Annotated in this window: 21 protein-coding genes; 4 read left to right on the top strand and 17 right to left on the bottom strand. The window is 72.5% G+C overall.

The window, feature by feature from the left end:
- Positions 1 to 14: 14 nt before the first annotated feature.
- The 8 genes from AC07D6_RS10575 to AC07D6_RS10540 all read right to left on the bottom strand — a co-directional run bounded on the left by AC07D6_RS10575 (position 15) and on the right by AC07D6_RS10540 (position 7,683).
- On the bottom strand, positions 15 to 1,667 hold the full coding sequence (locus AC07D6_RS10575; protein WP_315877362.1) for an AMP-binding protein: 1,653 nt from the start codon (positions 1,665 to 1,667) through the stop codon (positions 15 to 17).
- Positions 1,664 to 2,785, bottom strand: coding sequence for a Glu/Leu/Phe/Val dehydrogenase dimerization domain-containing protein (locus AC07D6_RS10570; RefSeq protein ID WP_479043312.1), 1,122 nt, complete (start codon positions 2,783 to 2,785; stop codon positions 1,664 to 1,666). Before AC07D6_RS10570 ends, AC07D6_RS10575 begins: the two co-directional genes overlap by 4 nt.
- Before the next feature lie 165 nt (positions 2,786 to 2,950).
- Positions 2,951 to 3,514, bottom strand: coding sequence for a type 1 glutamine amidotransferase (locus AC07D6_RS10565; RefSeq protein WP_479043311.1), 564 nt, complete (start codon positions 3,512 to 3,514; stop codon positions 2,951 to 2,953).
- 11 nt (positions 3,515 to 3,525) lie between these two features.
- Positions 3,526 to 4,323 carry an amino acid kinase family protein gene (locus AC07D6_RS10560; protein WP_479043310.1) on the bottom strand — a complete coding sequence of 266 codons (798 nt, stop codon included), beginning with the start codon at positions 4,321 to 4,323 and terminating at the stop codon, positions 3,526 to 3,528.
- Entirely contained in the window at positions 4,320 to 5,375 is a 1,056-nt protein-coding gene (argC, locus tag AC07D6_RS10555; RefSeq protein ID WP_315877358.1) for an N-acetyl-gamma-glutamyl-phosphate reductase, read from the bottom strand. Before argC ends, AC07D6_RS10560 begins: the two co-directional genes overlap by 4 nt.
- Positions 5,372 to 6,223, bottom strand: a complete 852-nt coding sequence (locus tag AC07D6_RS10550) for an ATP-grasp domain-containing protein (RefSeq protein WP_315877357.1) — start codon at positions 6,221 to 6,223, stop codon at positions 5,372 to 5,374. The genes argC and AC07D6_RS10550 overlap by 4 nt, the downstream gene beginning before the upstream one ends.
- A 26-nt stretch (positions 6,224 to 6,249) precedes the next feature.
- Positions 6,250 to 6,435, bottom strand: coding sequence for a lysine biosynthesis protein LysW (locus tag AC07D6_RS10545; protein WP_315877356.1), 186 nt, complete (start codon positions 6,433 to 6,435; stop codon positions 6,250 to 6,252).
- Between the two features lie 93 nt (positions 6,436 to 6,528).
- Complete coding sequence (locus tag AC07D6_RS10540; RefSeq protein ID WP_479043308.1) at positions 6,529 to 7,683, bottom strand: isopropylmalate synthase; 1,155 nt, start codon at positions 7,681 to 7,683, stop codon at positions 6,529 to 6,531.
- A gap of 365 nt (positions 7,684 to 8,048) precedes the next feature.
- On the opposite strand from AC07D6_RS10540, the gene AC07D6_RS10535 reads away from it, so the two are divergent.
- A complete protein-coding gene (locus AC07D6_RS10535) occupies positions 8,049 to 9,206 on the top strand; it encodes an acyl-CoA dehydrogenase family protein (protein WP_479043306.1) in 1,158 nt (385 codons plus the stop codon).
- Positions 9,207 to 9,228: 22 nt separating this feature from the next.
- Positions 9,229 to 10,446, top strand: coding sequence for an acyl-CoA dehydrogenase family protein (locus AC07D6_RS10530; RefSeq protein WP_315877353.1), 1,218 nt, complete (start codon positions 9,229 to 9,231; stop codon positions 10,444 to 10,446).
- A 311-nt stretch (positions 10,447 to 10,757) separates the two neighbouring features.
- Here the strand turns inward: AC07D6_RS10530 and AC07D6_RS10525 are convergent, their stop codons facing one another.
- Both AC07D6_RS10525 and AC07D6_RS10520 read right to left on the bottom strand, forming a co-directional pair.
- Positions 10,758 to 11,456, bottom strand: coding sequence for a response regulator transcription factor (locus AC07D6_RS10525; protein WP_479043304.1), 699 nt, complete (start codon positions 11,454 to 11,456; stop codon positions 10,758 to 10,760).
- A gap of 483 nt (positions 11,457 to 11,939) precedes the next feature.
- Complete coding sequence (locus tag AC07D6_RS10520) at positions 11,940 to 12,587, bottom strand: ScbR family autoregulator-binding transcription factor (protein ID WP_315877351.1); 648 nt, start codon at positions 12,585 to 12,587, stop codon at positions 11,940 to 11,942.
- A 151-nt stretch (positions 12,588 to 12,738) separates the two neighbouring features.
- Between AC07D6_RS10520 and AC07D6_RS10515 the strand changes: the two genes are divergently transcribed.
- Positions 12,739 to 13,647, top strand: coding sequence for a ScbA/BarX family gamma-butyrolactone biosynthesis protein (locus AC07D6_RS10515; RefSeq protein ID WP_479043302.1), 909 nt, complete (start codon positions 12,739 to 12,741; stop codon positions 13,645 to 13,647).
- Between the two features lie 136 nt (positions 13,648 to 13,783).
- Here AC07D6_RS10515 and AC07D6_RS10510 read toward each other — a convergent pair whose 3' ends face one another.
- Complete coding sequence (locus AC07D6_RS10510; protein WP_479043300.1) at positions 13,784 to 14,548, bottom strand: glucose 1-dehydrogenase; 765 nt, start codon at positions 14,546 to 14,548, stop codon at positions 13,784 to 13,786.
- Between the two features lie 262 nt (positions 14,549 to 14,810).
- Between AC07D6_RS10510 and AC07D6_RS10505 the strand changes: the two genes are divergently transcribed.
- Positions 14,811 to 17,606 (top strand): aconitate hydratase, encoded by a 2,796-nt coding sequence (locus tag AC07D6_RS10505; protein ID WP_479043298.1) that lies wholly within the window; start codon positions 14,811 to 14,813, stop codon positions 17,604 to 17,606.
- 577 nt (positions 17,607 to 18,183) lie between these two features.
- Here the strand turns inward: AC07D6_RS10505 and AC07D6_RS10500 are convergent.
- From AC07D6_RS10500 to AC07D6_RS10475, 6 genes are all read right to left on the bottom strand, one after another.
- Positions 18,184 to 19,197 carry a methyltransferase domain-containing protein gene (locus AC07D6_RS10500; protein ID WP_479043297.1) on the bottom strand — a complete coding sequence of 338 codons (1,014 nt, stop codon included), beginning with the start codon at positions 19,195 to 19,197 and terminating at the stop codon, positions 18,184 to 18,186.
- A gap of 287 nt (positions 19,198 to 19,484) precedes the next feature.
- Entirely contained in the window at positions 19,485 to 19,916 is a 432-nt protein-coding gene (locus tag AC07D6_RS10495; protein WP_479043296.1) for an NUDIX hydrolase, read from the bottom strand.
- 56 nt (positions 19,917 to 19,972) lie between these two features.
- Complete coding sequence (locus tag AC07D6_RS10490; protein WP_479043295.1) at positions 19,973 to 20,545, bottom strand: hypothetical protein; 573 nt, start codon at positions 20,543 to 20,545, stop codon at positions 19,973 to 19,975.
- A complete protein-coding gene (locus AC07D6_RS10485; protein WP_479043294.1) occupies positions 20,512 to 20,964 on the bottom strand; it encodes an ATP-binding protein in 453 nt (150 codons plus the stop codon). Before AC07D6_RS10485 ends, AC07D6_RS10490 begins: the two co-directional genes overlap by 34 nt.
- Positions 20,961 to 21,485, bottom strand: a complete 525-nt coding sequence (locus AC07D6_RS10480; protein WP_479043293.1) for a hypothetical protein — start codon at positions 21,483 to 21,485, stop codon at positions 20,961 to 20,963. The genes AC07D6_RS10485 and AC07D6_RS10480 overlap by 4 nt, the downstream gene beginning before the upstream one ends.
- A 37-nt stretch (positions 21,486 to 21,522) precedes the next feature.
- Entirely contained in the window at positions 21,523 to 22,272 is a 750-nt protein-coding gene (locus tag AC07D6_RS10475) for a Scr1 family TA system antitoxin-like transcriptional regulator (RefSeq protein ID WP_479043292.1), read from the bottom strand.
- Between the last annotated feature and the right edge of the window lie 885 nt (positions 22,273 to 23,157).

Here is a 23,157-nt window from a genome sequence, read left to right as displayed (position 1 = left end):
GGGGGACGCGGCGGTCAGGCGCCGTAGCGCTGGCGGAGCTCGACCTTGCGGACCTTGCCGGTCAGGGTCTTGGGCAGCGCGTCGACGACCTCCAGGCGCTCCGGCAGGAAGCGGGCGTCCTGCCGGTGGGCGCGCAGGTGCTCCCGGATCTCGTCGAGCGTGGGCGGTACGTTGCCGCGGGGCACGGCCACCGCCAGGATCGGGTCGTCCACGTGCCCGGTCGGACCGACGAGGGCGGCCTCGGTCACCTTCGGGTGGCGGGAGATGATCGCCTCCAGCTCGGCCATCGGGACGACGATCCCGTCGCGCAGGATGGTGTCCTTGGCGCGGCCCAGGATGCGGATGCCGCCGCGGCCGTCCTCGCGCGCCACGTCACCGGTGTCGAACCAGCCGTCCGCGGTCAGTTCGGAGTCGAAGGCGTCCTGCTGCTTGTAGTAGCCGAGCGCCTGGGACGCCCCGCGAGCCCGCAGGCGGCCCACCGAGGCCCGCTTGGACGGGTCGTGGCACAGGTCGATGCGGATCTCCATGGAGTCGATCGGCCGCCCGTGGCTGTGCGCCGCCCAGTCCTGGTTGTAGTCGAGGCGGCTGATGGTGACGGGGCCGAACTCGGACATGCCCCACACCGAGTACGTACGGGCGCCGAACGTCTCGCGCAGCTCGTCCACCAGCTCCTGCAGCACGGGCGCCGCGCCGGTGACCGTGTGGCGCAGGCTGGACACGTCGTGCGGGTCCGCCTGCTGCGCGGCGGCGATGCCGGAGAGCGTCGGCGGCGGCCCGTACAGCAGGGTCGCGCCGTACCGCTCGACCAGGTCCAGCAGGCCCCCGTAGTCCTGGCCGTCCTGGAAGGCGATCGTCCCGCCCAGCATCACCCCGGCGAGCACGCCCTGGCCGAAGCCGGAGTAGTGCACCAGCGGGGTGGTGACCGCGGCCACCAGGTCGTCGTGGAGCAGGAAGGTGTCCACGTAGCCGCGCACACCGGAGTGGACGGTGTTCTGGCTGTGCACCACGCCCTTGGAGAAACCGGTCGTCCCCGACGTGAACAGCACCACGAACGGCTCGTCGGGCCTGAGCTGGCGGCCCTCCAGGTCGCCCATGAGCTGCTTCTCCCAGTGCGGGGTGACGAAGTGGTCGTGGAAGTCCACCGCCCCCTCGGGGCCGTGGCCGCCGACCACCACCAGGTGCTCCAGCGGCAGCTCGGAGCGGAGCGCGCCGACGGTCTCGGCCAGCGGGTAGCCGTCCCACTCCGGCACGGTGACGCACACCCGGGCCTCGGTGAGCGCGAGGCGGTGGCGCAGCTCCTCCTCCTGGCAGACCGGGGCGATGGGGCAGATGACCGCGCCGGTCGCCATGCAGGCGAACATCAGCGGCACCATCTCCCACCGGTTGGGGAGCTGGACGGCGACGACGTCGCCCCGCTCCACGCCCAGTTCGAGCAGCGCGCCGGCGAACCGGTCGGTCAGTCGGGACAGTTCGGCGTAGTCGAGGGTGTCCGTACGGGCCTCGTCCAGGCGGCGCCCGGCGATGGCCAGCTTGCGGGGCTGCTCGCGGGCCTGGCGGCGCAGGTCGTCGAGGAACGTCTCGTCCCGCCACCAGCCGCGGCGCCGGTACTCGGCCATGCGGTCCGCGGCCGATGCGGTGGCCAGGAGGGCCGTCGTCGTCGGCGTCATCGCAGGAGGTCCTTGCGGCGGGCCGCGAGCAGCTCCGGCAGCGGGTCGCCCGCCCGTCCGGCGGCGATCTCCAGCAGGTCCCGGGTGTTGTGCCGCACCCGGTTGCCGACCCAGTCGAAGACCCACGCCTTGCGGCGCTCCGAGGGCAGGTCGAAGGGGACGACCCGGGTGACGGCCAGGGCGGCCGACGCGGCGCCGCCGATGTTCGCGATGACGCCGGGGACCAGGACGCCGCCCGAGGCCGCCACCTTCTCCTTCGCCTCGGCGCTGGACGCCAGGTTGGCGCCCTCGACGACCAGGCCGGCGCGCAGGCGGTGCGCGTTGTCGGCGGTGAGCGCGTACTTCTGCGCGGCGAGGACGAGTACGTCCGCGTCGACGTCGAGCCAGGCGTCCGGCTCGGACGACAGGGTCACGTGCTGCGGCAGGCGCGAGCGGTCGATCCGCCCGAACTCGTCGGTGACGGCGATCAGGTCGGCGACGGGCAGCCGCTCCGCGCTGATGGTGCCCTGGACGTCGGCGACGCCCACGACGACGTGCCCGTTGTCCTCCAGGAACCGGGCGACCGCCCGGCCCACCGCGCCGAACCCCTGCACCACGACCCTGGCCGGGTCCGTGCGACCGCTCGCCTCCAGGGCGGTGAGCGCGGCCACGGCGACGCCGTGCCCGGTGCAGTCGATCAGCGGCTCGTAGTACGTGCGCCAGTCGATCGGCATGTCGGGGGCGCCGAGCCGGTACCGCGGGTCGTAGCCGGCCTCGGCGAAGAAGACGGCCCGGTCGGCGGGGGTGACGCCCATGTCGATGCCGAGGTGGATGCCGCCGTGCAGCAGCGGCTTGACGGTGCGGCCGAAGGTGCGGAAGGTCTCCTCGCGGTCGCTGCCGTCGGAGACGATGCCGGCCTTGGCGCCGCCGATGCGCAGCCCCGCGAGCGTGAACTTGTCGGTCATGTCGCGTGCCAGGCCGGCCACCTCCTCCTCGGTGACCCCGGTGGTCATGCGGGTGCCGCCCATCGCCAGGCCGTCGACGAGCGAGTCGACGACCACCCAGCCCTTGACGGACCCGCCGCTGCCGTTCAGGTGCACGGTGAAGGCGGGCGGCCGGGTGCTTTCCACGACGCTCATGGTCGAGTCCTCCAGTACGTAAGGGGGTTCGGGTAGGTGCCGTAGGGGCGCGCGGACGCGGTGGGGACGCGCAGGCGCGAAGCGCCGGGTACCGCCGTCCTCACGACGTCCGCTCGCGGCGCCCCGGGGGCGGGAGCGAGAGGGTGCGTCCGGGTGCGGCGGCCGTCACCGGTAGAGCTGGGCGAAGCCGCGCAGGATCTCCAGTCCGTCGCTGCGGAACTCCAGGTGTGCCTGCGATCCGAAGATCCGCCCGTCGTCGGAGCGCAGGAACTCCACGGGGGCGTGCTCGGAGCGGCCGATCGAGCGGAAGCCCTCCGGGGCCTCCTGGAGGTAGAGGGTGTGGCGGTGGAAGACGGTCACGGTCGGTTTCACGTAGGTGAAGAGGGCCTCTTCCTTGTCGACCTGCACCTCGTAGCCGCCGACGCGCTGCGGCCCTTCCTCCAGGCGCCCGCCCGCGGCCACGGCGAGGAGCTGCATGCCCCCGCAGATCGCGAAGACGGGGACGTCCGCCCCCCTGACGAGGTCGACGAGCGGCTGGTAGAAGGCGGTGTCGTAGGCCCGGACCTTGGTGCCGCTCAGCACGATCGCCTGGTAGCGACCGCCGAGGTCGGTGGGCGCGGAGGCCACGTCGACGGCGTCGGTGTCCGAGCCGAGCTGTTCGAAGCGCGCGCGGAGCTGTTTCAGGGAGAGCGTGCCGTTGTTGACGACGAGCACTCGGGGTCGCGCCATGCGGGGACTCCTCACGTGGGGGTGATGGTGGTTCCGGTACGGCCGGCGAGCAGGTCGGAGACCGGGGCGCTGCCGATGACGACCCGGCCCACCCCGCCGTCCAGGGCCTCGCCGGCGGCGCGCAGCTTCTTGCGCATGCCGCCGGTGGCGCCCTTGTCGCGGAACGCGGCCGCGGCCCGCGCGGTGATCCGGGACACGGGTTCCCCGTCGATCAGCAGGTGGGCGACGTCGGTGACCAGGACGAGGTCGGCGGCGCCGGTGGCGGCGGCGACGGCGGCCGCGGCCCGGTCGGCGTCGCTGTTGACCTCGCGGCCCTCGGCGTTGCGGGCCAGGGGGGTGACCAGGTAGGCGTGACCGGGCTGGAGGTTCTTCAGCCGGGACGGGTCCGCCCCGGTGATCGGGCCGACCAGGTTCTCCAGTTCGAGGAGCTGCTTGCCCCGCCACCACCAGCGTTCGGCCTCGCCCGCGTCGAGCAGGCCGTCGCTGCCGACCACCCGCTCGGCGGTGATGCCGCGCCGCTCCAGGCGGCCGAGGACCTCCTCGCCGAGGCGGGCGCTGACGGTCTTGATGTCCTCGATGACCTCGGGCGTGGTCCAGCGGCTCTGGTTGCCGTACCGGTCGCGGAGGATCGCGGACGGCTCGCGGTAGCGCGGGTCGAGCTCCTTCAGCGGCCTGGACCAGCCGTGCACGAGGACGAGGGGCGTGTCCCGGCCGTGCCGGGCCAGGTCGTCCCACCACGCGCCGTCGAGGTCGTCGAGGCAGCTTCCGCCGAGCTTGACGACGGTGGGGACCGCCGGGGAGCCGCTCATGCCGGCATCACCGGCTGCATCGTCAGCCCCGCGTCCTCGGCCAGCCCGAACCGCAGGTTCGTGGCCTGCACGGCCTGGCCGGCGGCGCCCTTGACCAGGTTGTCGAGGGCGGACAGGACGACGATCCGGCCCCCCTCCTCGTCGTGCAGGACGGTCACGTCGCAGAAGTTGGAGCCGAGCACCGCCTGCGGGTCGGGCACCGGGATGAGGGTCTCGGCGTGGCGCCGCACCCGCACGAACCGGTGTTCCTTGTAGAAGCGCACGTACGCCCGCTGCAGCTCCCGCTGGTCGACGGCCCCGTCGGTGAAGACGTACGAGCTGGCGAGCAGCCCGCGCACGTGCGAGACGCCGTACGCCGACATCGACAGGTGCCCGATCGTGCCGGGCTTGCTCCGCTCCAGGAAGTCGCTCACCTCGGCGGCGTGCCGGTGCCCGGTCGGGGCGTACGGGGCGATGGCGCCGTTGCGCAGCGGGTGCAGGTCGGCGGTGCGCAGTTGCAGGCCGCCGCCGCTGGAACCGCTCTTGCCGTCCACCACCACGGTCTTCAGGTCCAGGCCCAGGCCCAGGGTGAGCGGCGCGAGCCCCAGGGTGATCGCGGTGGCGTAGCAGCCGGGCAGGGAGATCAGCGCGGCGTCGGCGAGCTGGTCGCCGATCAGTTCGGGCACGCCGTACACGAAGCGGTCGGCGAGGTCGGCGCGCCGCCGCACCTTCGGGTACCAGCGGTCGTGCAGCTCCGGCGTGCGGATGCGGAAGGCGCCGCTGAGGTCCACGACGGCCGGGACGCGGTCCGCGAGCAGACCGGCCAGCTCCGCCGAGACGGGCGCCGGGGTGGCGAGGTAGACGACGTCGACGAGGTCGGCGACCTCCTCGGTGACGGGCTGCACGGTCAGGCCGAGGTCGAGGCGGAGCCCCGGGTGCAGCTCGGCGGGGCGGCGGCCGATGTGGGAGGAGCCGCCGAGGAAGGTCAGCTCCAGGTCGGGGTGCTGGGTGACCAGCCTGATCAGTTCGCCGCCGGCGAGCCCGGAGGCCCCGACGACTCCTACCCGGATCACGTGAGTACCTCCTGCAGGTGGCGGATGATGGCCAGCGGGACGTCGGTCCCGGTCGCCTCGGCGACGGCCTTGAAGGCGGGGGCGTGGTTGACCTCGTTGACGACGTATCCGTCCGGGGTCTGGAACAGGTCGATGCCGTAGATCCCCTCGCCCAGCGCGTCCACCACCCCGTCGACGACCTTGGTGATGTCGGGGTCGTGGTCGAGGGCCCGGCTCTGGTTGCCGAGCGCCGCGTTGCTGCGCCAGTCCTCGCCGGCGCTCGCGAACTCGGCGGCGGCGACGAGGTCCCGGCCGACGACGAAGCACCGGACGGAGGTGCCGCCGTCGAGGTACGGCTCCACCAGCGACGCCTGCTCGAAGCCGTGCCCGAGGTCCTCGACGTAGTCGTAGACGGACTGCGCCGTGTCGGCGTGGCGGATCAGCGTGACGCGTTTGCCCATGCCGCCGAAGACGGGCTTGAGCACGAGGGGCGGGGGCACGTCCTGCAGGGCGCGTGCGAAGTCCCGGCGGGACAGGACGAGCCGGAAGTCCCCGGCGGGGACGCCGACCCGGCGCAGGACGGTCCGCAGCTCCAGCTTGTTCTCGCAGGCGCGGATGGCCGCGGCCGTGTTGAGGGTGCGCACCCGGGAGGCCTCGGCCAGGGTGGCTATCAGCCCGCCGCGGGTGTAGCTGCGGCTGCGGATCAGGACGGCGTCGTACCGGGTGAGGGACGGCGCGTCCGCGTGCCCCAGGCACAGGGACTCGTCGTTCACCCACTCGATGGTCAGGCCGGCCTCGGGGGCGGCCGCGATCAGCCGGCGTTCTTCCCAGCCGATGCGGTCCGCGACGATGGCGACGGTGGCGCCCATGGGCGGTCTCCTCGTCGCTCTCTCGCTCACTGGCCCCAGTCCCGGAGCTGGACTTCGACCATCTCCAGGGCGAGCGTGCCGTCCCGCACGTCTTCGACGCGGAGGGTGAGCATGCACTCGGGGCAGGAGAGGGTCTCGCCCTGGACCATCGGGGGCACGGTCAGGTCGGTCTCGCACTCGGGGCAGACGCCGGTGAGGGTGGCGGTGGACATGGTGGCTCCCTGGGTGATGAGGGGTGTGGTCGGCGGACGGGGGCCCGGTGGGCCGGGTCGCGTGACCCGGGGTCCCGGGCGGGGCGGTGCGGGTCAGGCGGCCTGGAAGTCGATGGCGGCCTTGCGGATCGCGTCCCGGTCGAGGAGCGGGCGGCCGTCGCGCTCCTGGCGCTCGGCCAGCCACGGCACGAACGCGTCGACGTCGACGAAGACGCCGGACTCGTCGAGCGCCCACGTGACGAGGGCGGGGGTGAGGCGGGTGCGGACGCGCAGTTCGCGCGTGTTGCCGACGAGTTCGGCGGGGAGCGTCTCGTACGCCTCGGGGTGGGTGAGCTGGCCGGGCAGTTCGTACGCGAAGGCGTGGGGGGTGGTGGGCCCCGACTGGAACGCCTCGCCGAGGCCGGCCCCCTTGAGGGCGACGCGCGACAGTTCGGTGAGGTGGCTCAGGTCGAAGCGGGTGTCCCCGTGGATGACGCGCAGGGCGGTGAGGAGCTCCGCCAGCGGGGCGTTGCCGCCGCGTTCGCCGATGCCGCCGACGGTGGCGGAGATCCACCGGGCGCCGGCGCGGACGGCGGCGAGGGAGTTGGCGACGGCCATGCCCAGCATGTTGTGGGAGTGGATCTCGATCTCGGAGCCGTCGATCGCGGTGAGGTCCCCGATCACCTCCTCCATCTGCCAGGGCGAGAGGTAGGCGACGGTCTCCGCCAGGCGGAACCGGTCGGCCCCCGCCTCGAAGCCGGCGGTGACGTAGGGGACGAGGCGCTCCCGCGGGGTGCGGGCGCCGTCCTCGCCGCTGAAGGTGACGTGGAAGCCGCGCTCCTTGGCCTGCGTGATCGCCGAACGGGCCAGCGCGTTCAGGAACTTGGGGCTGGGCGAGCCGAGCTTGAGCTTGGCGTGCTGCTCGGAGGTGGGGATGGAGTACATGATGTGGCGCACGCCCAGGCGTTCGGCCTCGTCGAGCGCCGTCGCGACCTGCTGCCGGTCCCGTACGACGACGAGGGTCATGCTGCGTTCCGGGCCGATCGCCTCGTGCGTGGCGAGGACGAGGTCGGCGTCCTTGGAGCCCGGGCCGGACACCATGCCGACCTCGACCAGGTCGACCCCGGTCCTGACCAGCAGGCGGGCGATGACCGCGGCGTCCTCGGGGCCGAACTCGACGCCCGCCATGTGGGCCGAGTCCCGCAAGGTCGCGTCCGACAGATGGGGCAGTCCCTGCGGTAATCCGTTCTCGTGCTGCGTCCTTCCCATGTGCGTTCCCTCCTCTTCCGTTCCAGAGCGAAAGTGATGCGAGCCGCATCGGGAAACATCTTGGGCGGCACCCCCGTCAAGGAACAACGCTCCTTGTGTCAGAGGTTTGTCAAGCACTGTGTCGGAACGTCAGGACAGGAAAGTTGAGCGAAATCTCTGCGATCTCGCGGGAAAGTCCACGGTCGACTCCTCGGTGCGGCGCAGATCCTCGCTAGGGTGGCGGCACCTGTTTTTTCCGATCGAACAGGGGTGGCATGTCGACCGAAAACACCTTTGAGTACTCCGACACCCATGCGAACCTCCTGCGCCGCCGAATACCGGTGGCCTGAGAGCAGACCCCCGAAAAAGGGGAGGGAAGGAATCCGATGGCGTTTCCGCATTCCCCCGCCGAGCCCGGCGCCGAACCGTCGCTGGCCGAACAGGCCCGCGAACTCGCCGACCGCGTCGCACGGCCGTCCGCCGCCGACCGCGACCGGGACCGCAGGTGGGACCCGGCGCTCTTCGCCGAACTGACCGGCGCCCGCCCCGGGCTCGCCGGACCCCTGGTCCCGCGCGGGCTGGGCGGCGGCGGCCTGTCCGCCACCCAGACCTGCGCCCTGCTGCAGGGCCTCGGCGAAGGGGCCCGCGACCCGGGCCTGGCCCTCGCGACCACGGTGCACGCGGTGCTCGCCACCGTGCCGATACGGGTCTTCGGCCGCCGCTGGCAGCAGGAGCACTACCTGCCCCGCATGGCGTCCGGCCAGTGGCTGGGCGCCCTGTCCCTGCACCAGACGCAGGGCGCCGCCCTCGCCACCGCCGTCACCGTCCGGCCCTGCGAGGACGCCTGGCTGCTCGACGGCGAGCTGGACCTGGTGGCGGGCGCCCCCGTCGCCCACCACTTCCTCGTCGTCGCGGCACACCGCGACGGCGGCGGCCGGACCGCGTTCCTGGTGGACCGCGACACGCCCGGCCTGCGCGTCGAGGAGACCGGCCCGGCGGCGATGCCCACGTGCCCCTGGGGACGGCTGGTCCTCGACGACTGCCCGGTCCCGTACGACGCCGTGCTCGGCACCCCGCACGAGGCCGCCACCGAGGTGGAGCCGCTCCTCGCGGCGCTGGACTGGGTGTTCTCCAGCGCGCCCTGGCTCGGCCTGATGCGCGCCCTGACCCGGGAGGCGGTCGGGGCGGCCCGCGAGCGCCGGCTGTTCGGCCGGCCGCTGTCCCACGCCCAGTCGGCCCGGCTGACCCTGGCCGACCTGGCGACCCGGTGCGAACTGGCCGGCGGGCTGCTGTACCGGGCCGCGGAGCAGTTCGACTCCGGCGGCCGGCCCTCGCACCAGGACGCGGCCGCGGCCCGCCTGTTCACGGCCGAGGCCGTGCGGGCCGTGGTCGACGGGGCGGCACGGCTGTCCGGCCCCCTCGTCCACACGGGCGACCACCTGATCGAACGGACCCACCGCGACGCGCTGTTCTTCGCCGGGACCGGCGGGGGCGGCGACGTGCTGCGGCCGGTCATCGCGGCGTCCCTGCTGGGACTCGGCTGAACTCGGAGGAAGGGCTCCCGACATGAACGTCAACCGGAACGGCACCGGCACCACCCCGAGCTTCCCCGGCATCGCCCGACGGGCGGCCGAGACCGACGCGACGGGGCGCATCCCCGCACAGAACTGGAAGGAGATCGCCGACAGCGGCTACCTGCGCCTCTTCCACCCGCCGGAGATCGGAGGCACCGGCGCCGACGGACCCGAGCAGACCGCGGCCATGGAGGCGCTGGCCCGGGCCTGTCCCAGCACCTACTGGTCGGCCACGGTGTCCGCGCTCCTGTGCGCCAAGCTGATCTCCACGTACGGGGACCACGACACCCACGAACGGCTGCTGAACGGCCTGTTGAGCGGCCGGCAACTGGCCGCGTTCGCCGTGGTGGAGACGACCGCGGGCAGCGACGCGGGCACCTACCGGACCACGGTGCGCCCCGCCGGCTCCGGCGGCGGCTTCGTCGTCAACGGCGAGAAGTCCCGGATCACCAACGCGCCCGACGCGGACCTCGCCGTCACCCTCGCCCGGCGGGAGAAGGCGGCCGGTGACGACGGCCCCGACTGGTGCCTGGCCTTCGTGGACCTGCGGCAGCCGGGCATCCACCGCTACGAGATCCCGCGGATGGGGCTGCGGGGCATGCCCTGGGGAGGCATCGTCTTCACCGACGCCCGCGTCGCGGAGGCCGACGTCATCCCCGTACCCCTGGAGGAGCTCTCCGAGGGGATGGCGTGGGGGTGGCTGCTGGTCTCCGTCTCCGCCATCGCGACGGCCGAGTCCGCGCTGGCCGCGTCGGTCCGGCACGCCCGGGAACGCGTCGCCTTCGGACGCCCCCTGGCCCACATGGAGGGCGTCCAGGCGCAGCTCGCCGATTCGCGCGCCCAGATCGACGCGGCCCGCCTGCTGGCCCGCCGGGCGGCGGCGGAGCGCGCCGCGGGCCGGTCGGCCAGGGACCTGATCGCCATGCTCAAGATCTACGCCACGGAGATGGCCGTCGAGGTGGCCGCGCGCGCCGTGCAGATCCACGGATCGGCCGGCCTGACACCGGGCCACGAGGTGGAGCGCCACTACCGGGACGCCCAGATGAACGTCATCGGCGCCTTCGCCTCCAACCGGCTGCGCGAACAGGTCTCGGAGGGCCTGGGCCTGGGGCCGGCGGTCTACCGGCCGTTCGACTGGGTCAGGCCGGCCGGCCTGGGCCAGGACGCGGTGGGCCTGAGCGGCCTCCTGGAGGCCCCGAAGGCCGCCTGACCGCGGCCCCGGCGCCGCGGTGGCCCGGCCCCGGTCGTCCCCCGTCCGCTTCCGGCGGGGGACGACCGGGGCCCTTCGGCGTCCTCCAGCGCCTTCCGCCGCTTTCCGGCCCCTCCCCGCACCACCGACCGCCGGGCGCGTACGACCGCCGGGCGTACGACTGCCAGGCATACGGCCGCGGGGCATACGGCCTCCGGGCATACGACCGCGGGGCCCGTCGGAAAGCGAAGGGCCCCGAATGCGGCTCCCTTTTCACCCCCGGAGCCCCCTACCGCAGGAATGTCACCGTCCACCGGCGTGCGAGGCGCCCGTCAGCCGCGCCCGATGCGATAACCCACGCCCCGGACCGTGATGATCCAGGTTTTGGCTCCCAGCTTCGCCCGTAAGCTGCGCACGTGGGTGTCGATGGTGCGACTGGAATCCGCCCAGTCGGTCCCCCAGACGCGAGCCATCAATTCCTTCCGGGAAACGACGCTTTCCGCATTCGCGACCAGGACGTGCAGCAGCTCGAATTCCTTGGCGGTCGTACTCACCGGATTCCCGTGCAGACGGACCTCGCGGGTCCTGCCGTCGATGCACAGGGGGCCGAGGGAGAGGATCCGGGTCGGCTCCGTCCGGGGGTGGACCCTGCGCAGCACGGCCTCGATGCGCGCGTGGATCTCCCGGGAGCCGCACGAGGTGACGACGCAGTCGTCCGCCCCCGCCTGCAGGGCCAGGACCCGGTCGAGTTCGGTGTCGCGCGCGGTGACGGAGATGATCGGCTTGTCACCGATCTCCCGTATCGACCGGCAGACCTCCAGCCCGTCGATGTCGGGGAGGTCGAGGTCGAGCAGGACCAGATCGGCCTGCTGATGGATGCTCAGTGCCGCCGCCCCCGTGTCGACACTGCTCGCGGCATATCCCTGGCGCCTGAGCTCCCGCACCCGCGCGTCGGCCGCCTCGGCGTCGTCCTCGACCACCAGTACCCGGATCACGCCAGACTTGGCGATGGGCTTGCCTCGCGGAGTCATCCTTCTCATGAGCCGCTGTACGGGCTCCGCCGGAGCCGGCTGCGCGGCGTGCGCCACCATCGTGCCCCCTCTCCCCTTCTCTCCCTCCCTAAAAAGAAACACACGTCCTGTTATTTGTACAGCCGAGTATCCGCACTAAAAACGCATTAAGCATGCCAAGTCGGACAGAAGAAAGTCGCTCTACGATCAGGAAAAATCAGGCAAGCAGGACATTAATTGTTTATTCGGGCACTAGAAAACCGAACGGGGCGCCAGTAGGATCCCGCACCGGGACGACCCGCTCACCCCGGACGGTGGCTTGGTTCACTTACGGCCACTTCTGTGGGAGGAGCGGACCAGGGGGCGCATCCCGGCCACGCCAGAGAGCGGAGGTACGCATATGCAATACGCCGCGGAACGAGGAGGGGCGCGGCACTGGCGCCGGGAACGCATCTGGGCCCCGAGCGGCCTACCCGCTCGGAGCCCAGGGGACGGATCCGGGGTTCAGACCCCGGCCGTGGCCTCGCTCTCGTCGGCCCGCAGCAGCCGCTCGCCCCGCTCGGGGGACAGGTCGATCCTGGCGAGCACGGCGGGGCTGACGACGCTGGGCAGCATCAACTGGTACATCCTCGCGATCTCCTCGGAGAGGTCGAAGGTGTCCCCGAGCGTCTCCGACACGAGCTGCACTCCGGTCCAGGCGCCGACCACCATCCGCGAGATGGCGTCGGGGTCGGTGTGCGGAAGCAGTTCGCCGCGGTCCTGCGCCTCGGTGAGCAGGTCACGGCCGACCGCGGCCCAGTCGGGCCACCGGGTGCCGAACAGCCTGCGGGCCTTGGGGTCGACGGACAGCCGTATCGCGGCGCGCAGCACCGGTTCCCGCGGCACGCGGTAGGCCAGCAGGAGCCCCAGGTCCACCCACTCCTGGACTTTGAAGGTCTGCGGACGCAACCCGTCCCGGGTCACGGCCTCGTCGAGCACGGCGCGCGCCATGTCCTCCTTCGAGGCGAAGTGGAAGTACAGGGCACCACGAGTCAGCCCTGTTCGCTCGACCAGCGCGGCAATGGTGGCGGCGTCGTAACCGACCTCGTTGAAAAGGCTCGCCATGGCCTCAAGGATGGTATTGCGAGTGCGAATCGCACGGTCCTGCCTCACCACGCCAAGCCTCCGAGTCCCCTCTTCGCGTCCTGCCAATCCCACTCAGCGACCCTCGCGAGTAACCGAATGATCAGTACTTTATCAGCGCGGACCGCTCGCGCAGCTACCCCACATCACGGAGTATCTCGTTCCGGGAGGATCCTTGCCCATGTCCGCTGAAGCCGTAGAGGCCACCTTGTTCCGCGACTTCGGTCCCCGTCCGACCGACAGGCTGGGCGAATACACCCACCTGAGACACAGTTCGGCGATCCTCATAGAGGACTGGCACAGACGGGGCCCGGACTCCTTCGGGGTCCTGGTCCGCTGGCCCGCCGGAGGCGCGGCCGGAGAGTACGACCCGCGCCTGCTGGCCCAGACGATCCGGCAGAGCGGTCTCCTCGTCGCGCACGCCGAGTACGGGGTGCCCACGGGGCACCAGACGTTGCTGAACACCCTGAACATCACGGTGCGGCCGGGCTTCCGGGCGCGCGAGGGCGCCGCGTTCGAGGTGCGCGTGACGGTGACGCGGGAGGCCGGACCGTCCGCGCTGGGCATGGAGTTCGAGATCCGCCGGCCCGGCGGCGCGCCCGTGTGCCTGGCCAACACGAGGTTCGGCTGGGTGTCCCCGGCGGCCTACCGCCGCGTCCGCGGCCGGCACCTCGCCGTCGACTGGGGCCGGTGGCCGCTCCCCGAGGCCCTGCCGCCCCGCCGGGTCGGCCGGACGCGCGACAACGACGTGCTCCTGGCGGCCGGCGGCGACGGCCACCGCTGGCAGTTGCGCAACGACGTCTCCCAGACCCTGCTCTTCGACCACCCCGTCGACCACGTGCCGGGCCTGGTCCTCCTGGAGGCCGCCCAGCAGGCCGCGTACGCCGCCACCTGGCCGTGGCTCGTCGACTTCACCGACGTGTGCGTCTCCTACGCGCAGTACGTGGAGTTCGACGAGCCCTGCTGGATCGAGGCCGGCCCGCTGACGACGCTGCTGCCCGGGCGGTTCGCCATCGAGGTCAGGGGCCACCAGGGCGGACGGACCGCCTTCGAGGCGCGGATGAGGGGCCGCCGGCTCAGGAAGCCGTAGGGAGCCGTGGGGAAGCGCCGCGAGCGCGACGCGGCACCCCACGACGCGCGGGAACGCCGACCGTGCCGCCCGTCGCCCCCGCCCCCGCCCGGCCCGCCGCCGGCCGGGGGAGCGGCGGCGGGCGGCACGCATCCCGTCAGTGGTTGACGAAGCCGCCGTCCACGGGCACCACCGCGCCGGTCAGGAAGGGGCAGCGGTCGCTGAGCAGCCATGCCGCGGCGGCCGCGACCTCCTCCGGCGCGGCGGTCCGCCCCTGCGGGGTCATGGAGCACGCCAGCTCCTCCATGCCGGGGTTGCGCGCGAACCAGTCGGCGGTGATCTCGCTGCGGGTGGTCCCCGGGGCGAGGGCGTTCACCCGGATGCCCTGCTGGGCGTACTCGTCGGCCGCCGCCCGCGTGAGGCCGACGACCGCGTGCTTCGAGGCGACGTACGGCGCGGCGGCGGGTATGGCCACCAGGCCGGCGACGCTGCTGTTGTTGACGATCGCGCCGCCCCCGTGGGCCAGCATCGCGGCTATCTCGTGGCGCAGGCAGTTCCAGACGCCCCGCACGTTGACGTCCATGATGGTGTCGTAGACGTCGTCCGCCATCAGGTGCAGCGGGGTGCGGTCCCCTCCGACGCCGGCGTTGTTGAAGGCCGCGTCCAGCCGTCCGTACGCGGCGACCGCGGCGTCCACCGCGCGGGCCGCGTCCGCGGCCGAGGACACGTCGCCCACCACGTAGGACGCCTCCGCCCCGGCGCCGCGGAGCCCGTCCACGAGGGCGGCCAGCCGGTCCTCCCGGCGGGCGGTCAGCACCACGGTCGCGCCCTCCTCGCTGAAGACCTTCGCCGCCGCGGCTCCGATGCCGCTGCTCGCTCCGGTGATGAGGACCACTTTGTCGGCAAGAAGCTCACGGCTCATGGCTCGCATTCTCCCCGGGCGGGCCGCCCGCGCGGGCCTTTCGCCCAAACTCGCCCGCATGGCCCCGGCGCCGGGGGCGCCGGCGCATGACCGGACGGCGGGGATGTACTAGAGTTATCTCGACATCGAGATATCTGCTGACGACGCACCGCGGTCGCCCGCACAGGTAAGGCAAGCCTAACTAAGTCTTACCTTAGCGGATCGGCGAGATGCCGTGGCGGCAGGATGCGGTTGAACGCGCACATTGATGAAGGAGACTGTCGTGTCGGCGAACAGCTTCGACGCCCGCAGCACGCTGCGCGTGGGCGACGAGTCGTACGAGATCTTCCGGCTGGACAAGGTTGAGGGCTCGGCCCGCCTTCCGTACAGCCTCAAGGTCCTGCTGGAGAACCTGCTCCGCACCGAGGACGGCGCGAACATCACCGCCGACCACATCCGGGCCCTCGGCGAGTGGGACTCCCAGGCCCAGCCGAGCCAGGAGATCCAGTTCACCCCGGCCCGCGTGATCATGCAGGACTTCACCGGTGTGCCGTGTGTCGTGGACCTCGCCACCATGCGCGAGGCCGTCAAGGAGCTCGGCGGCGACCCGTCGAAGATCAACCCCCTCGCCCCGGCCGAGCTGGTCATCGACCACTCCGTCATCGCCGACAAGTTCGGCACCAAGGAGGCCTTCGGCCAGAACGTCGAGCTGGAGTACGGCCGCAACAAGGAGCGCTACCAGTTCCTGCGCTGGGGCCAGACCGCCTTCGACGAGTTCAAGGTCGTCCCGCCCGGCACCGGCATCGTCCACCAGGTGAACATCGAGCACCTGGCCCGCACGGTCATGGTGCGGGGCGGCCAGGCCTACCCCGACACCCTCGTCGGCACCGACTCGCACACCACCATGGTCAACGGCCTCGGCGTCCTCGGCTGGGGCGTCGGCGGCATCGAGGCCGAGGCCGCCATGCTCGGCCAGCCGGTCTCCATGCTCATCCCGCGCGTCGTCGGCTTCAAGCTGACCGGCGAGCTGCCCACCGGCACCACCGCCACCGACCTGGTGCTCACCATCACCGAGATGCTGCGCAAGCACGGTGTCGTCGGCAAGTTCGTCGAGTTCTACGGCGAGGGCGTCGCCGCCACCTCGCTCGCCAACCGCGCCACCATCGGCAACATGTCGCCCGAGTTCGGCTCCACCGCCGCGATCTTCCCGATCGACGACGAGACGCTGAACTACCTCAAGCTCACCGGCCGCTCCGAGCAGCAGGTCGCGCTCGTCGAGGCGTACGCCAAGGAGCAGGGCCTCTGGCTGGACCCGTCCGCCGAGCCGGACTTCTCCGAGAAGCTCGAACTGGACCTCTCCACCGTCGTCCCGTCGATCGCCGGCCCGAAGCGCCCGCAGGACCGCATCGTCCTGGCCGAGGCCGCCCAGCAGTTCGCCAAGGACGTCCTCAACTACGTCGATGCCCCCGTCGCCCAGACCTCGGAGGCCGCCGCCTCCCCGGTCGACGAGGCCAGCGCCGAGTCCTTCCCGGCCTCCGACGCCCCCGCCTACGGCCGCGAGGAGAACGGCGCGGGCGCCCCGCAGCACGGCCAGGGCACCGGTGCCGTCCCGTCCAACCCGGTCACCGTGACCGCCCCCGACGGCTCGACGTACGAGATCGACCACGGCGCCGTCACCGTCGCCGCGATCACCTCCTGCACCAACACCTCCAACCCGTACGTGATGGTCGCCGCCGCGCTCGTCGCGAAGAAGGCCGTCGAGAAGGGCCTGACCCGCAAGCCGTGGGTCAAGACCACCCTCGCCCCGGGCTCCAAGGTCGTCACCGACTACTTCGACAAGGCGGGCCTCACCCCGTACCTCGACAAGGTCGGCTTCAACCTCGTCGGCTACGGTTGCACCACCTGCATCGGCAACTCCGGCCCGCTGCCGGAGGAGGTCTCCAAGGCGGTCAACGACCACGACCTCGCCGTCACCTCGGTCCTCTCCGGCAACCGCAACTTCGAGGGCCGGATCAACCCGGACGTCAAGATGAACTACCTGGCGTCCCCGCCGCTGGTCGTCGCGTACGCCATCGCGGGCTCCATGAAGGTGGACATCACCAAGGACGCCCTCGGCACGGACCAGGACGGCAACCCGGTCTACCTGAAGGACATCTGGCCGACCGAGGCCGAGGTCAACGAGGTCGTCGCCAGCGCCATCGGCGAGGACATGTTCTCCAAGTCCTACCAGGACGTCTTCGCGGGCGACGCCCAGTGGCAGGCCCTGCCGATCCCCACCGGCAACACCTTCGAGTGGGACCCGGAGTCCACCTACGTCCGCAAGCCCCCGTACTTCGAGGGCATGACGATGGAGACGACCCCGGTCACCGACATCACCGGCGCCCGCGTCCTCGCCAAGCTGGGCGACTCGGTCACCACCGACCACATCTCCCCGGCCGGCGCCATCAAGGCCGACACCCCGGCCGGCAAGTACCTCACGGAGCACGGCGTCGAGCGCCGCGACTTCAACAGCTACGGCTCGCGCCGCGGCAACCACGAGGTCATGATCCGCGGTACGTTCGCCAACATCCGCCTGCGCAACCAGATCGCGCCGGGCACCGAGGGCGGCTACACGCGTGACTTCACGCAGGAGGGCGGCCCGGTCTCCTTCATCTACGACGCCTCGCAGAACTACCAGGCCGCCGGCATCCCGCTGGTCGTCCTGGCCGGCAAGGAGTACGGCTCCGGCTCGTCCCGCGACTGGGCCGCCAAGGGCACCGCGCTGCTCGGCGTCAAGGCCGTCATCGCCGAGTCGTACGAGCGCATCCACCGCTCCAACCTCATCGGCATGGGCGTCCTGCCGCTCCAGTTCCCGGAGGGCGCGTCCGCCCAGTCGCTGGGCCTGACGGGCGAGGAGACCTTCTCCATCACGGGCGTCACCGAGCTGAACGAGGGCACCACGCCGCGCACGGTCAAGGTCACCACCGACACGGGCGTCGAGTTCGACGCGGTCGTCCGCATCGACACCCCCGGTGAGGCCGACTACTACCGCAACGGCGGCATCATGCAGTACGTGCTGCGCAACCTGATCCGCGGCTGAGTCCCCGGCAGGTGAGCGGCGGAGGGCCGCACCCCGTTTCCACACGGGGTGCGGCCCTCCCGCCGTTCCCGGACGCCCCGCGGGTGCGGGCCCTCCCGCCGTTCCTGGGCGCCTTGCGGGTGCGACCCTCCCGCCGTTCCCGGGTTCCCCACGCTTCCCCGCCGTTTCCGGGTTCCCCGCGCTTCCCCTCCGTTCCTGGGTTCCCCGCGTCTCTTCGCCGTTCCCGGGTCCCCCGCCCCTCTGCCGGCCGCGCGGAGAGCGGCCCTCCCCGGTTCGGAGGCGGCGGTCCCCGGGGTGCCGTACGGCCCGGCGCGCCGTACGGCACGGTGCGGTCCGGGAGCCGGCCACCCGGATGCCGGGAGGGGCCGGCGCGCTCGCGCGGGTGTCGCCCTGCCCCGCACCCACCGACCGAGATCGATGGCAGGTCGGCCCATTGGGGGCGGGGCACGACGCCACCCCGTGACGGCAGTGCCTTTAACGGGCCGGCCGGCGATCGCCGAACCACCGGCCCGCCGACCCCCCGGACCGTCGAACGCCCCGGACCGGCGCGCTCCGAGACCGATCGCGGGGCGGCCCGTCACCGGGCCAACCGCAGGTGCCAGCCGCTCCGGCTGCGGCCGAGGACGGCGGCGTACGACTCCGGGCCCGGCCTTCCGGCGTCCTCCCACGCGCGGAGCCAGCCGCGCAGGACGGCGAGGGACGGCGAGTCGGGGTGGTCGGCGAGGAGGGTGCCGTCCTGCTGGAGGACGGCGGCCGTCGTCGGGGTGGAGTGGCCGATGGCCCACAGGTCCGGCCGGAGTCCGGCCGAGGTGAGCCGCGGGTGGGCCTGGGCGGCGACGAACGTCCGCCAGGAGTGCCAGTCGACCTCCGCCCCCTCGTACGGCTCGGTGTGAGCGTCCTTCAGCAGCCGGTCCAGGGCGGTGCGGGCGCCGGTGTGCCAGTGGTCGTCCGCCTCGCGCCAGGCGATGGAGATCCACGAGGGGCCGGGGACGCGGTTCTCCCAGTCCACCCACCGTCCGGGCAGGTCCAGGTCGGTCTGCGGGGAGGCGGTCGCCTCGACGTACCAGCCGGTGAACACCTGCTCCACCGCCGGTTCGCCGCCCTGGATGCGGATTTTGGCGACGACGGTGATGTTGGGCACGGGGGCGATCGGCAGCGGGGCGATGATCAGCCCGCCGTCGACGACCTGGTCCACCCACGCCTCGGGCAGCAGGGGCGGGGTGCACCAGGCCACCATCCGGTCGTACGGGCCCTTCGCGGGGAAGCCGGCGGTGCCGTCGGCGACGTGGCAGCGGATGTTGTGCACGCCGCGCTCCTGGTGGATCAGGTTCGCCCAGCGGACGAGGTAGGGGTCGACGTCCAGGCTGGTGACGTGGCCGAAGTCGCCGACGAGCCGGGCGAGCAGGGCGCCGGAGTAGCCGGAGCCGGTACCGATCTCGATGACGTTCATGCCGTCGTGGACGTCGAGGGTGGTGAGCTCGCGGTGGATCACCTTGGGGTTGGAACGGTTCGGTGTGGCGCCGCGGCCGTCGTGGTGGGTGTAGTGGCGTTCGGGGACGGATGCGGCGACGTCGGCGACGGCGATGGGCACGGGCCACTCCTTCGAGGGATGCGGGGCACTCGTATGCGACAACTGGCCCGGACGGGTGAAGGTCACGGGCTCGGCGGGCGGGTCAGATGGTGCAGTCCCGCGATGGCCGGGCAGGCAGGTGGCGCAACCTGCGGGTCTCCGTTCGGGCCGTCCCTCCGAGTAGCGCGGTCAAGGCTGTACGAGTGTCCGGGGGCGGTGTCCGCCCCGCACAGCACCACGAGGACAGTCCCGTCCTGGACGCTGGAACGCCTCGGTCCGTGCCGGTATCACGGGTTTCCCGCGGCCCTCTACCAGCCGTGCACGGAGAACGGCTCTCCCTTGAGGTAGTGCGCGATCCCCAGGGCGTTGTACGGCACGGTGTTGTCCGGGAGCCGGTCGCTCGGGTGCCAGGACAGGCCGGCGCACTTGTGGGGCTCCATGTTGTGCGGCTCGCCCTCCCAGTGCCGGGCGGTGAGGAACCATCCGACCCTGGGCTCTCCTTCCGGGTTGCGGAAGTGCATGGCGTGGACGATCCGCAGGGCGTCCCGTTCGATGGTGACGTCGATCTCCTCGTGCGCTTCGCGGATCACCGCGTCGTACACGCTCTCCCCCGGCTCGACCTTCCCGGAAGGGAGGTTCAGCATCCCGTCCGCGTAACCGGTGCCCCGCCGTTCGGCGAGGCACACGGCTCCGTCGCGCTCCAGGATGAGCATCACGTCGTTCACGGGCTGCTGGGGCACGGTGCTCCGTCCTTTGACCGGTGGGGCGTCTTGCCGGTAGGGGACTCTAGCGGGGTTCACACGGCGATCAGCCCCAGCGCGTCGACGCGCTCGGCGACCGTCAGGCCCATCTGCATCATCAGGAGCCGCACACCGCCGGCCCGGCACGCCTCGTAGATCGCGTCGTCTGCCTCGTCCTGGAAGTCGAGGACCGAGAGGACGGCCACGGCGAGGTGGCGGACGTGCCCGATCGCGTCCGCAGGGGGCGGCTGTTCGGTGCTGGTGTCGATCAGGTGCGCCATCGCGTCGGCCGGGTACGGCGAGACCAGGTGCGGCACCGTCTCGACGAGCGCCGTGACCGTCGCCCGGAGCCACGCCGAGCTGGTGAGTGTCTGGGCCGGTGGGGGCCGTGGGTGCTCGTCGAGGACGTCGTCCGGGTCCCCGTACACCCGGCCGTCGACCACCGAGGCGACCGGAGTGTGACGCCGGTCCGCTTCGGCGGCCCGTCCCCCGGTGGCCAGGGCGCGGCGCGGACCGGCCAGGGTGCGGTGCGCGGTGTCCTCGTCGTCCGAGAACCGGCTCGGCGGTTGCAGGATGTCGCCGGGTGCGGCGCCCATCACGACGGCCCGGCGGGGAGGGCGAGGGCGCACCAGGTGACCGTGCCGTCGTCGCTGACGCCCCACTCCCGTGCGACGGCGGCGACGAGCCACAGACCTCGGCCGCTCTCGTCGGTCTCCTCGGCGGTCCGCAGGCGGGCCGGGGCGGTGCTGCCGTCGCTGACCTCGATGCGCAGCTCGACGGCGGAGTACGTCACCGTCAGCCCGACGTTCCCGCGGCCGTGCCGGACGGCGTTGGTGACGAGTTCGGAGACGACGAGCACGGCCGGGTCGAGCACTGCGCCGAGGCCCCGGTGGCGCAGGAGCGCGGCGGTGATCCGGCGCATCTGGCCGACCCGGTACTCGGCCGGTTCGAAGGAGACGGCGAAGAGGAGCCCGGCCCGCTGGACCGCGGGGGGCGGGAGCGGTGGGAGCGGTGGCGTGTCGGGCCGGGCGGGGGAGTGGGCCGTCACCGCCGCCTCCCCGCCACCTCGACCTCGGGCACCACCAGGGCGAGGAACCCGAAGCCCTCCTGGAGCCTCTTGAGCTGCTGCCCGTAGACACCGGGGTCCGGGCTGATGGCGACGTGGGCGACCGCCACGGCCCCGTCCGCGTAACCGGCACGGATGTGGTGGCGCACCGAGGTCCACCCCGGCCGCCGCTCGGGGTCGGTCTCACCGGAATCGTCCGTGTAGCGCCCGGTGACCCTCCAGTACTGCCGGGCGGCGAAGTCGTGTGCGAGGTTCAGGGAGTGCGTCGGCTCCCGGCCGCCCACGGTCGGCGCGTACAGGCACACCCGCGGCACGCGCCCCGCGGCCAGCAGCCGCTTGACCGTCCGGTCGAGGTGTTCGCGGCGCGCGGTGAGGAGCCGGGGGTACGGATCGGGCTCGGCGAACACCCGGCCGGTACGCACGGAACTGCCGAGCCGGCGCTCGCGGTCCGTCCGACCGTGACCGCGAGCGGGAGCGGGGGTGGGGGAGTTGCTCTGGCACATGATGCCTCGGCTCCGTCGGGGAAAGAGGGGGAGGGGGTCAGACGTGCTTCTGGGCCATCGCGGTGATCGCCTCGTCCAGCCGCCGCAGGCTCTCGTCGGGGGGCAGCGCGGCCTGCTCGTACCGGTCCATGCACGCGCGCAGCGCGGGCGCGTGCGGGCCGACCCGGTAGAGGACCGCGATGTTGTCCTCGTCGGCGTAGAGCGTCCCTTCGGGGCGTTCGATCTCGTACAGCGGGCCGCCGGGGGCGGGAACAGGGGCGTGGCCCGGCAAGACGAGGACCCGCGCGGTGCCTTGTTCCGCCAAGTGGTGGAGGTACCGGAGCTGCCGCGCCATGAGGGTGTGGCCGCCCACCGGCCGCACCAGGACGTACTCGTCCAGGAAGAGCGTCATGGCCGCGGGCTCGGGCTCGGGCCACCAGACCGGCGGCAGCACGGTCGTCTCGGCCTCGGCCTCGGCCTCCGCGACCATCTGCTGGTAGGCGTACGTCTGGAACGGCACGGGGATCACCAGCGCGGTGAACACGCGCACCCTGTTCGCGCCGCTCATGCACGCCCGGAGCCGGTCCCGCCGGTGGCGGCCGGCATCCCGCAGACGATGCCGCCGATCGTCGTCCTCCACCTCCGTCCGCATGACGGTCTCCTCGTCGTCCGGTGCCCGTAGCAGGCCGCCGAACTCCTCGAACAGGTCGTCCGCCTTCAGCAGCGCCCCGGTGGGGAGCGCCGCCAGGTGCAGGCCGATCAGGTGGTCGGCGAGGGAGGACGGCGCGGGGCCGGGCGACGAGTGCATGGAAGTCCTCATGAGCGTACGGAGCGGAATGCGGCAAGGGGCGGTGACCGGCCGTCCCCTGGAGGAACCGGGGACGGCCGGGGCCCGCGCCTCCGGCAGCCCGGCGGCACGGCGGCACGGGCGTCCTGGAGGGGGCCGGCCCTGCCCGAGGGCCCTTCGCGCGTCGTGACGGGGGCACGAGGGACCGGTGCGTACTCGGGAGGGCCCGTCTGTACCGGCTGCCGCGGGGGACGCGGCGACCGGTGCTTCAGTGTCGTGCGTACCAGTGGCCCAGGATGTCCGCGTCGCGCGGGGAGGGCGCCGGCTGGTACTCCATCAGCGTCTTCCCCAGCGGGGCCGGGTCGACGGAGTGGTGCTTCGGTGCCCGCGGCCGGTACCGGCCGGGTCCCGTACACGGTCACGCGGGGGTATGCCGAAGGTGGCACCGCCGCTCGGGCACAGGGCGTGCGGACGGTTACCCCAACGGCACGAGGCGCCCGGAAGGACCGGCCACCGCAGCCGCCGCCCGGCGCCGACGACCGCCCCGCACCCGCCCGCCTGCCGCCGATCCAGCGCGACGGCGGCGGCCAACGCGACGGCAGAGGCAGAGGTGACCACCAGGTCGCACACCTCCGGGCCCAACCTGATCGTCCCGCCCTCACCCTTCAGCCATCCGTCGCGCCGCGGGTCGAGCGCCGTACAGGGGGATCGCATCTGGTCAGCACCAGGTCGCGGTCGTCGCCCGGACAAGAACCGCACGGAGTCGAGACGTGTAGAGCCGCTGTCCCACGTACTGCCGTCGATCGCTGGCCTAAGGGTTGTCCCGTAACTGCTCGTCAGTGAGCCGAGTGTCGCGGCAGACTCATGGTCATGGTGCACCTGCGGATTCTCACGACGAGCGACTGG

It is taken from the genome of Streptomyces sp. NPDC045287 (assembly GCF_056432325.1).
This window is presented reverse-complemented; position numbering and strand designations above follow the sequence as displayed.